This window comes from Shewanella sp. SR44-4 (assembly GCF_014163715.1).
Classification (GTDB): domain Bacteria; phylum Pseudomonadota; class Gammaproteobacteria; order Enterobacterales; family Shewanellaceae; genus Shewanella.
Genome location: NZ_JACJDU010000080.1, coordinates 1 through 9,695, shown reverse-complemented (window position 1 = coordinate 9,695; position 9,695 = coordinate 1). Strand labels below are relative to the sequence as shown.

Sequence of the window (9,695 nt, the reverse complement as noted above, 5' to 3'; positions counted from 1 at the left end):
ACATTCGAAGTTGAATTTTAATTGGATTTGGCTTTGGAATTTTAGGTTGAATTTTAGTTTGAATTTGAATTTGAAACTGAACGTTCTGATTAATAGCAGATTACTCTAACCTAAGTGGTGCGATTAATATTGCTATAGTTTAGCGTGATGCCATCGACTGACACACTCAATCAATGACAACACAAGCAACTAACCGCTAGTCACTAACCATTAGTATAAGTACACATTTAAACTACAGGCACCATGAGCCCCCACCACTAATGCTTGCTCAATATCAGCGGTTTTAGACGGACCCGCAATAAATAATCCTAATTCGCCTGGTTGTAGTGCCACTTGTTTAACCGCTTGGTGCATGTTGGCGACAATATTGTCTTTAGCCAACGCCAATATCAGGTTTTCACAAATAAAAGGCGTCACTCGATGACTGGGTTGATTAACCCAAATAGCGCCGTTTTCGGCTACACCAAGATCGCCAGGGATCACGGCATAGTCAATATCAGCCAGATCGTGAGCGGTCTCAGGCACTTGGCGATTACCTTTAATACCGTCCAATAACGAGATTACCTGCATATTTTGTTGGATCAATTCATCTACTGCCTGTTGTAACGCTGCTAAACCGCCTTCACTATGCAGCGTGCCCGCTACTGTGTTCAAACTTGCATTAAATTGGCCAACAAGATCATCATTGTTAGCAATAACATCCATGGCTGGCATGGCATGTTGAGCCAAAGCCGATTGCTTTAGTGCAGATAAAATAGTGTGTTTATTCGACATATTAACGACTCCGATTCTTATTATACCAGCTGGCAAAGCTAGACTCTGGTGCGACAGGCAACTCGCGATATTTACCCCATGCACCACTAAACGGCTTGAGTAAACTCCCCGGTAATACTCGCAGTGCTAATCTTGCTGCAGACATAGAGGTATTCATTAAGGTTTCATTGGCCATAAAACGGCCTACTAGCGGCATATAGCCACCTTTGCCATACGGCAACCTCTTAGCTTCTGCTTTCAAACGACGATGATGGGCAATAATTTTATCCAACGGCACCATCGTTGGGCACACATAAGTACAACTGCCACATAACGTACAGGCCCAAGGAATAGAGTTGGTATCGTCATGCTTAGCACCTACCGCAATACCAATAGGACCAGGAATCGTGTAGTTGTAGCTATAACCGCCTGAACGGCGATACACAGGACAGGTATTTAAACAGCCGCCGCAACGAATACACTTTAATGATTCAGCTAAAATTTTGTCTTTCATCATCTCAGTGCGACCATTATCAACAATGATCACATGCATCTCGCCGCCCTCTTGTGGACCGCGGTAAAACGATGAATAAGTGGTGATAGGTTGCCCAGTGGCATTGCGGGCTAATGTACGCAACAACACCCCAACAGAATCCATATCAGGGACCACTTTATCGATACCCATTGAGTGCAATTGCAACTTAGGCAAGTTAGCGCCCATGTCTGCATTACCTTCGTTGGTACACACAACAATCGCACCTTGGTCTGCTATCGCCATATTGACACCGGTCATGGCAGCATCTGCAGTAAGGAATTTCTCTCTTAAATGCGCGCGAGCTGCACGGGTTAAATACAGCGGATCAGACTCACCCGCTTTAGTGCCTAACTGTTGATGAAATAACTCGCCTACTTCCTCTTTTTTCATGTGTATAGCGGGCACCACAATATGCGATGGCGGCATGTTGGCGAGCTGAATAATTCGTTCACCTAAATCGGTATCAACCACTTCAATACCGTGGCGTTCTAAATACGGATTCATGTGGCATTCTTCGGTTAACATCGATTTTGATTTAACCAGTTTTTTAACCTTATGTTTCGCTAAAATCCCATGAACAATTTCATTGTGTTGCTGGGCATCGCTAGCCCAATGCACCTTAATGCCATTACTCAAGCATTGTTGTTCAAATTGTTCAAGGTACTGGGCTAAATGGCTCAACGTATGCATTTTGAGTTGCGAGCCAAGCAGCCTTAGTTGTTCCCATTCAGGCAAACTGCCTGCTGCACGATCACGTTTTTCACGTAATGCCCACAGGGCTTTAGAATGCCAATCAACTCGGGTTTCATCGCGACAAAAAATATCAGCTTTATGGGCATGCACCTTAGAACCTGATGCGGTATATAGTTCGGTCATAGTGGCTCCTATAAAGCATCATTAATGATTTGGGCAATGTGACGGGTTTCAATCGGTAATTTTTGACGACGGATCATGCCATCTAAATGCAGCAAGCATGAAGGATCAAACCCCACGACATACTTAGCCCCAGTTGCCGCATGAGCTTGAGCTTTATCTTTACCCATTTTGGCCGACACCGCGCCTTCATCAACGGCAAACGTGCCGCCAAAACCACAACATTCATCAATACGAGCAGGATAGACAATCTCGAGCCCGGCAATGTTACCCAGTACCGCTTCCACTTTATTAAAGCGTTGTTTACCCATTTGCTCCGTCGGCGTCGCTAAATTAAGCATACGAATACCATGACAGCTCATTTGCATGCTTATTTTGGCCACTACAGGGCGGGCGAATGCTTTAATCGGGGCAATATCGTGTAAAAACTCCGTTAACTCATAAAGCTTACTAATAACTTCTTGGGCTTCTTGGCTGCCATCAAACTCATGGAAGTTTTCTTTAGCCGCCACCAAACAACTGGCAGCAGGACACACAATGGCATCACAATCGACACCTTTAAAAGCGTTGAGTAATTTAAGGGTGGTGTTTTTTGCTTCATCAAAGCAACCCGAGTTTGTCATCGGCTGACCACAACAGGTTTGCCCAGCAGGAAATATGACTTCATGGCCTAACTTTTCTAATAATGTCAGCGTTGCAATGGCCACTTCTGGCATCATTTGGTTCACAAGACACGGTATAAATAGTGCTATTTTCATAAGTTGGTATTATCCCCAGGCGCGTTATTACACATCGTCTGAGTGAGTTTAAAATCAACTCAGCAATGGCTAACGACTCATTATCGAGCCATCAATGTATGCTTATACCCTTATAAAATGTAGTGCTAATTAAGCAAATATCGCGGCAGACTTTTTCACTTTTGATCTGAATACGCTTTCATCAGCACCAAAAACTCACATTAATAACAACAAAAGCCGCTGCCCACAGATGAATCAGCAATGAATAAGTGCAACACCATGGTATACATCGATAAATGCTAACCAGTAGTTAACAATCTTTATAAATTCAAGTCAGTAGCCTGCGACATTGTGTCGCAGTTTGGTGTTTTTATATTGTCAGAATGGTTGAGGTTAAGCACAATCATGTGATAGGTAACGTCGGAAACATCCCCCGTTTTAATAACTTATATCTAACTGACGTTATCGATTTTTGGTACACACTTTGGCGTTGTTTGGTTGATGGCTTTGAGTCGCAATCAAATGTCTACTCAATGCTTGGTGACTTTACTCAGCCTCTATCTGCTATGGGAATGGGGATAAAGGCTGATTAAAGGTATCAGTTTAAATCTGAATAAGATTATTGGGCCTCTATTGATATAGAGGCCTTTTTTTATGATTTTTTCACTTAAATTTTATATCTACACCCAATGAGACTAGCGCCCCAATTAAGGTTGTGATGACCACTGAGAGCAGTGAGCCAATCAGTACATACTCCGTCATGCTTCGGTTGGCTGATTGATTTAACTCACCAAATCTGAATATCGACTTAGCGGCTAATACAAAGCCCACAGCGGCATAGCTGCCCACCAACGTAAACGTCAGTATTAATAATCGCTCTAGGTAACCAATCAACTCGCCACCCGCAACAAGGCCGCTCACATTTGCTGTCTTATCACTAACAAGTTCTGCAACACCATCGGTGTCGGTAACGGCGTCTGTGTCAGTGTCCATTGCTGAGTTAACGATGGGATACTTATTCAACACAGCGCCAATCACAATTGAAGTTGGCTTTAGAATGAGTACATAAGCAAACACCACCAACACGCCATCAGAGAAACGTTCATGCTGTAACACTGCCTCAATCGATGCGCCATCTGCAACATGAAAAGCAATCGCAGCCAGTACTGAAACATGCAAAGCCTGATCAATAACAAAGTAGGCTAACTTATCTCCCTTTGGTGTAGTGACCTTCCATAAATCGATAATAAAATGACTTACCGCGACAATAACGATTAAGCAAACCGTTGAACGCCAATCAATCCCGAGTGCCATTGCAGGCAGTAATAATGCAACACCCTGTAAAGTCGCGTGAAGGTACAACTCAGGTGAACGGTAAGTGCGAGCTTTTTTAGCTTCTACCCACCGATCGGTCTGAAGATAAAAGTCACAGATGGTGTGAATTAGTAAAAATGGAATGAGCACGCTGAAAAAATCAAACATACTTGAGCCCCGCGACTTTCTTTATAAACCGACAATTTAACTCATGGATCAACGGCCAACCAGACGCTTTAAGTGACTTGCTGACAGTGGCTGTAGCCACATCGAGCATGTTAGCTAACTCACTAATCGACAAATCCTCATTGGTTCGAAGCATTGGCAACATCACTTCACATTGGCGCGCAGTTAAGTCGTTAAGTTGCTTATCAAGATACTTAAACAGTAAGTCAAAATACTCAGTGAGAGCGATGCTATCGGAGCTAAACAATAATCGGTCATTCTTAAGGCCACTGAGTCCGCGGCCAGACAGCACAAATGCTTGCCCCATCGACTCCGACACCGACTCACGTAAATCAGCATTTGCCGCAATTGCAAAACTAATCCGGCTATCAAATGCTTTACCAAGCGCCTTAATACCAATCCGGTATATAACGGTGTATCTCAACGCATTTTTAATATCATGCACGACAGACTGAAACTCATCACCGCGCTCAATACTGTGCGCATTTTCGCTATGCCCCTCGCTAATCCATGTCTGGATAGATTTGATCTGTTTAAGTAGTAGCTCAAACTGCGCAGAGGTTAGCTTTGTTGAGTCAACAACATCGCCAACAATCACGGCTATAGGTTTATTGGTAGGCTCCACATAACGCTCCTTTGTTTGCAGATTTAGACCAATTTAGCCAATAATGGCTAATAATGCAAGCTTAGCCATTATTGGCTAATAACGACTAAGTGCATTGATAGTACACAAGCTTATTTAGCCGTTTATGGCTAAAAATAGACATTTAGCCACTTTAGGCTAATGATAATATGCCAGGCAAGTCGACAGATACGTTGAGATAACAATCCTGACGCAGGTGGCATAAAGCATGACACCAATCAAAGCTGATAGATTATCTCACCATTACGACGAGCAGCTTAAATGCGAGCATCCACCTACCCCAAAGAACTCAGATGCCTTGAGTCGATAGTATTTGTCTTCAACTTCTTGAGATTGCTCTGCGTAAGGTTTGGTCATCACCTTCTGCAATTCTCGAACAAGTGCATAATTGCCAACACTGGCTTGCTGATAAGCAGGTACCAGCAACCACTCGCGTAAAGTAAATTTAGGGTTAACTCGTTGCATCTGCGCAATAATATCATCACAGCTACGTGGTTGTGTGTCTGCATCTGCAATAAGCATATTGCTATTGTCTTCGGTACCAAGCAATGATTGCCATTGTGTCAGCCAAGCAGACCAGCGTTGCTCCAATCCTTGTGGCCCTTGCGATAAATCTCGATAGAAACTGTTAGTCAGTGGACCAATATCATCAGGCAACGACGAAAGCTCACGGAAAAACAGAGTGTAATCCACAGGGGTTTGCAGCATCAGCGTTTCAAGCTCATTAAATAGCGCCGCATCAAAAGTGTTAAGCCCAAGCTTGGCCGCCCACATGTGCTCCATCTTTGTTTGCATCTCAGTGGCAAAACCATCGACCAACTGCTGGAGCTGTTCTAGATAATCTGGTGTAGACATCAATAATGGGCTTAATGCGGTGCAAAACATCAAGAAATTACGTTCTGCAGCTACACCTTGATTAAGAAACGCGAAGTGCTGACCGCCACCCGTCCAAGGTTGATATTGTGGATTGAACACATCACAAAATCCAAACGGGCCGTAATCGAGCGTAAAGCCACCAGCGGCACAGTTGTCGCTATTAAAATTGCCCTGACAGTAACCAACACGGATCCAGTTCGCTATCAGTGACGTCAAACGGTTACGGAATTCACGCGCCAGCAAAAGCACTTTTTGTTCGTTAGTGAGTTTTTGGTCGATAACATCAGCGTATTCACGATCAATTAAATGCAACATCAACAGTTCAAGCTCTGCCATCGCTTGCGGGTGTTCCTGCGTGCGGGCGCGGCGACCAAATAGCTCAAGTTGGCCAACCCTAATAAACGAAGGTGCCACACGGGTCGAGATAGCAACCGCCTCACTAATCATTTGGTCAGGATCTTGTGCGTTAGAGCCCTCAGAATACCAAGGCCGCGGCACCGTCTCGGTTTTAGACACATACAAACTCAGCGATCGCGACGTTGGTACGCCAAGCGCGTGCATGTGTTCTTGCGCGAGAAACTCACGCACACTGGATCGCAGCACAGCGCGACCATCCGCACCGCGGCAATATGGCGTGCGGCCACCGCCTTTAAGCTGCATTTCCCAGCGTTTATCGTTAATCACAGCCTCAAGCACAGAAACAGCTCGACCATCGCCGTAGCCATTGCCCGTTCTGAACGGACATTGTTGAATGTATTCGGTACCAAAAATGGACAATGCATATCCACACGCCCACCCAACCTTACTCATGGGTACAGGAACGTTCGAAAGATCGCCGGAGAATAAGCTCATAAAATCGGCTGACTGCGCCATGCTGTCAGCAAAACCCAATTCAGCAAACAAGCTGCTGCTGTGTACTACATATTCTGGATTTTCAATCGGTGTTGGTTTAACAGGCACATAGTGGCCCGAAAATACTTGTCGCGGCGCGTGGTCGTCACCATTTGCTGTCGCGTCAGGATCACGGTTAAGCGTATCCATCAATGAGTAGTTGACCAATTTAGCGAGATCGTCGACTGTCTCGACAGTAAGGGGAGTTTGCTGGGACTGTTGATTAGTCATTGGGATACCTGTTGTTTGAGTCGAAGGGTTGTTCACAACTTGATGGTTCATCGTGTCGACGATGATTCGATTTGTTCGATTTCTGGAAGCGGATCTTGTCAGCATATGTCGAAGGCCTGCGCGGTATAATTAGAAAGAGCCTGAGAGAAATGGATGGAACCGACACCCATGGTAACGACTCGTTATACTAATGGAAAGCTTAGCTTGCTGCATCTGCAAAATTGAGATCATGTCATATGATGATCCATCATATCTGCTATGGCCTGCGGCCACTAACGTCGTGGCGCTTCACCCACACCAGATTTATCAAACTTCGTTTGAATTAGATCGCAAGGTTCCACCCTGCACGGGCCAAAAGGGGATCAACAGCAATCCCCTCTTGGATCACCCTTGCCGTTCCGGCAACATTTTCGCTATTTACAAAACAATAGCGGCGAAAAAATTGCGACGGAAATGGATCCAGCTTTTAACTTCATTTGAATCCTGCCTCGGACTTATTCGAAAATGCTAACGCTTTCGATGGTACATCCTGTACCCCGAAAGCTAGCCTGACATCCATGTCAGGACTCACGCTATTTTCTTCAACGCCCTCAAGTTCAGAGTTGAATCACACCAATTGTAAGCAAGGTATGCAAATTATTTATGCCCCAAAATGAGTTTGAAATATGGCCTGCGGCCACTAACATCGTGGCGCTTCACCCACACCAGACCAAGAGGAAATCAACGGCTATTCCCTCTTGGATCACCCAGCCGCCCCGCAACATTTTCAAACAGCGAAAAGGTCGCCATGGGGATTGATCCAGCCTTTAACTTCGTTTGTAATCAACCTCGGCCTTATTCGAAAATGCTACCGCTTCCGATGGTACATCCTGTACCGCGAAAGCTAAGCTCACATCCATGTGAGCTTCACGCTATTTTCTTCAACGTCCTCAAGTTCAGAGTTGAATCACACCAATTGCGAGCAAGGTATGCAAATTATTTATGTCGGATAGACGACACTTGTTACCAAGTGCCGCCCTCCTAAGAACCCAGCGTGCAACTTTCACTGCACTAGGCTCAAGCCTCCACAAAGGTATCGTTAGATACCCAGCAACTTATAAAGCAGTGAGAGCTGATTCATTCCAAGAGTTACGAGCTTGCCTTTTCGATTTTCTCCTAACCAAGTATTCTAGGTACTGAGGGTCGAATGGTATAGCCGCACTTCGGATTTTCACGTGTCTCTCAATAGGCACCTTGGCTATTTGGAATAGATTAAATTGGCAATCCATATCCTTGACCTTCTGCCAACCGTGAAATTGCCATTGGCCTTTTCGGTTGATGAAGTATTTAAGGGCTATCCAAGTCTTAGACTTTGTTGGATGGCGCCTTACTGCCCAGTGCCATAACGTATAGAATAGTTTGTGCCCAACATACCCGAATACTTGCTTAGCAACGCAATGACGATAATAATTCGCCCAACCCCTTAGTTTTGGATTTATCAGTTTGATAAGATCGTTAACAGGGATGGTTGCGTGCTTTTTGATGAGTTCGCGCAGGTTACTCAAGAACAACAAGGTATTGGACTTGCTCGGTTTGATGAGCAATTTTCCTTTGTACTTCCTATGATTGAACCCTAAGAAGTCAAAACCCTTGTTGATGTGGGTAATGTGCGTTTTCTCTTCGGAGAGTGTTAAGCCTCTTTCCGCCAAGAAGTCAGCGATCAACGGTTTGATATCGTTCTCGAGCACTTCCTTTGAAGCGCAGGTGACGACGAAATCGTCGGCGTATCCAATAAAGTTGGCTCTAGCACCCTTTTTGAGTGCTGTAGACTTTATGCGCTGTTCAAGTCCAGCAAGAGTCATTAGCATCAAGGTTGGGGATATAACCCCTCCTTGTGGCGTGCCCTCATCAGTACGATAAAACAACCCTTTATCCATAAAACCAGACTTTAACCATTGTTCCAACATTCGTTTATCTATGGCGATGTTATCAACAAGCCATTGATGCCCGATTTTGTCGAAGCAGGATTTGATATCTCCCTCAAGAACCCATTGCGCTGATCTCTTTAGAGCCAAGCATTTGAAGCACTGATCGACTGCGTCGGCAGTGCTACGATTTGGTCTAAATCCATAGCTGTTTGGGTCAGCAAGCGTCTCCGATATAGGCTCTAATGCAAGAAGGTGGAGCGCTTGTTGTGCTCTGTCTATCATGCATGGGATACCAAGAGGTCTAAGTTTGCCATTCTTTTTGGGGATATAGATACGCTTGAGTGGTTTGGCTTGATATGCCTTCCTGCTCAATTGATTTACTGCTTTCATGCGGCGTGCATCCGTGTTCCAGATGACACCATCTATTCCAGGCGTTCTACTGCCTTTGTTTTTTGATACTCGTCTAACAGCAAGAAGTTTTGCTGAACGCGAGTGAGTCAGTATCCATTGCAACGCTTTCGCCTTACCGTGTTTACCTTCTCGTGTTGCCTTTGCAATACGCATCTGAAGCTTTAATACATGCGGTTCAACGGATTTCCAGTCTATGGACTGCCATTGTTCGCCGTCAGGAGAGGCACTAATCTCTGTTGAAATCATCATTTGCGTTTCTCCTTGAATAAAGTTCTTCAAATTATCTTGCAACGGGAGACCAGTCGGAAGTGGGCTCACTTTCGTGACCAGACACAAGT

7 protein-coding genes are annotated in these 9,695 nt (G+C 44.8%); all 7 read right to left on the bottom strand.

Annotation, left to right across the window (positions count from 1 at the left end):
- Nucleotides 1–210: 210 nt before the first annotated feature.
- The 7 genes from H5125_RS20975 to ltrA all read right to left on the bottom strand — a co-directional run bounded on the left by H5125_RS20975 (nucleotide 211) and on the right by ltrA (nucleotide 9,606).
- Nucleotides 211–774 carry an LUD domain-containing protein gene (locus tag H5125_RS20975; RefSeq protein WP_182745340.1) on the bottom strand — a complete coding sequence of 188 codons (564 nt, stop codon included), beginning with the start codon at nucleotides 772–774 and terminating at the stop codon, nucleotides 211–213.
- A gap of 1 nt (nucleotide 775) precedes the next feature.
- Nucleotides 776–2,164: a lactate utilization protein B gene (locus H5125_RS20970; RefSeq protein ID WP_182745338.1), complete on the bottom strand. Its 1,389-nt coding sequence runs from the start codon at nucleotides 2,162–2,164 to the stop codon at nucleotides 776–778.
- Nucleotides 2,165–2,172: 8 nt separating this feature from the next.
- The gene (locus tag H5125_RS20965) at nucleotides 2,173–2,919 is read right to left on the bottom strand and encodes a (Fe-S)-binding protein (RefSeq protein ID WP_182745337.1); all 747 of its coding nucleotides are present in this window, start codon (nucleotides 2,917–2,919) and stop codon (nucleotides 2,173–2,175) included.
- 642 nt (nucleotides 2,920–3,561) lie between these two features.
- Complete coding sequence (locus H5125_RS20960; RefSeq protein ID WP_182745335.1) at nucleotides 3,562–4,380, bottom strand: DUF3307 domain-containing protein; 819 nt, start codon at nucleotides 4,378–4,380, stop codon at nucleotides 3,562–3,564.
- Nucleotides 4,373–5,023 carry a hypothetical protein gene (locus H5125_RS20955; RefSeq protein ID WP_162023008.1) on the bottom strand — a complete coding sequence of 217 codons (651 nt, stop codon included), beginning with the start codon at nucleotides 5,021–5,023 and terminating at the stop codon, nucleotides 4,373–4,375. The genes H5125_RS20960 and H5125_RS20955 overlap by 8 nt, the downstream gene beginning before the upstream one ends.
- A gap of 261 nt (nucleotides 5,024–5,284) precedes the next feature.
- On the bottom strand, nucleotides 5,285–7,039 hold the full coding sequence (locus tag H5125_RS20950) for a YdiU family protein (protein ID WP_182745333.1): 1,755 nt from the start codon (nucleotides 7,037–7,039) through the stop codon (nucleotides 5,285–5,287).
- A 1,094-nt stretch (nucleotides 7,040–8,133) separates the two neighbouring features.
- The gene (gene ltrA / locus H5125_RS20945) at nucleotides 8,134–9,606 is read right to left on the bottom strand and encodes a group II intron reverse transcriptase/maturase (protein WP_182745331.1); all 1,473 of its coding nucleotides are present in this window, start codon (nucleotides 9,604–9,606) and stop codon (nucleotides 8,134–8,136) included.
- Between the last annotated feature and the right edge of the window lie 89 nt (nucleotides 9,607–9,695).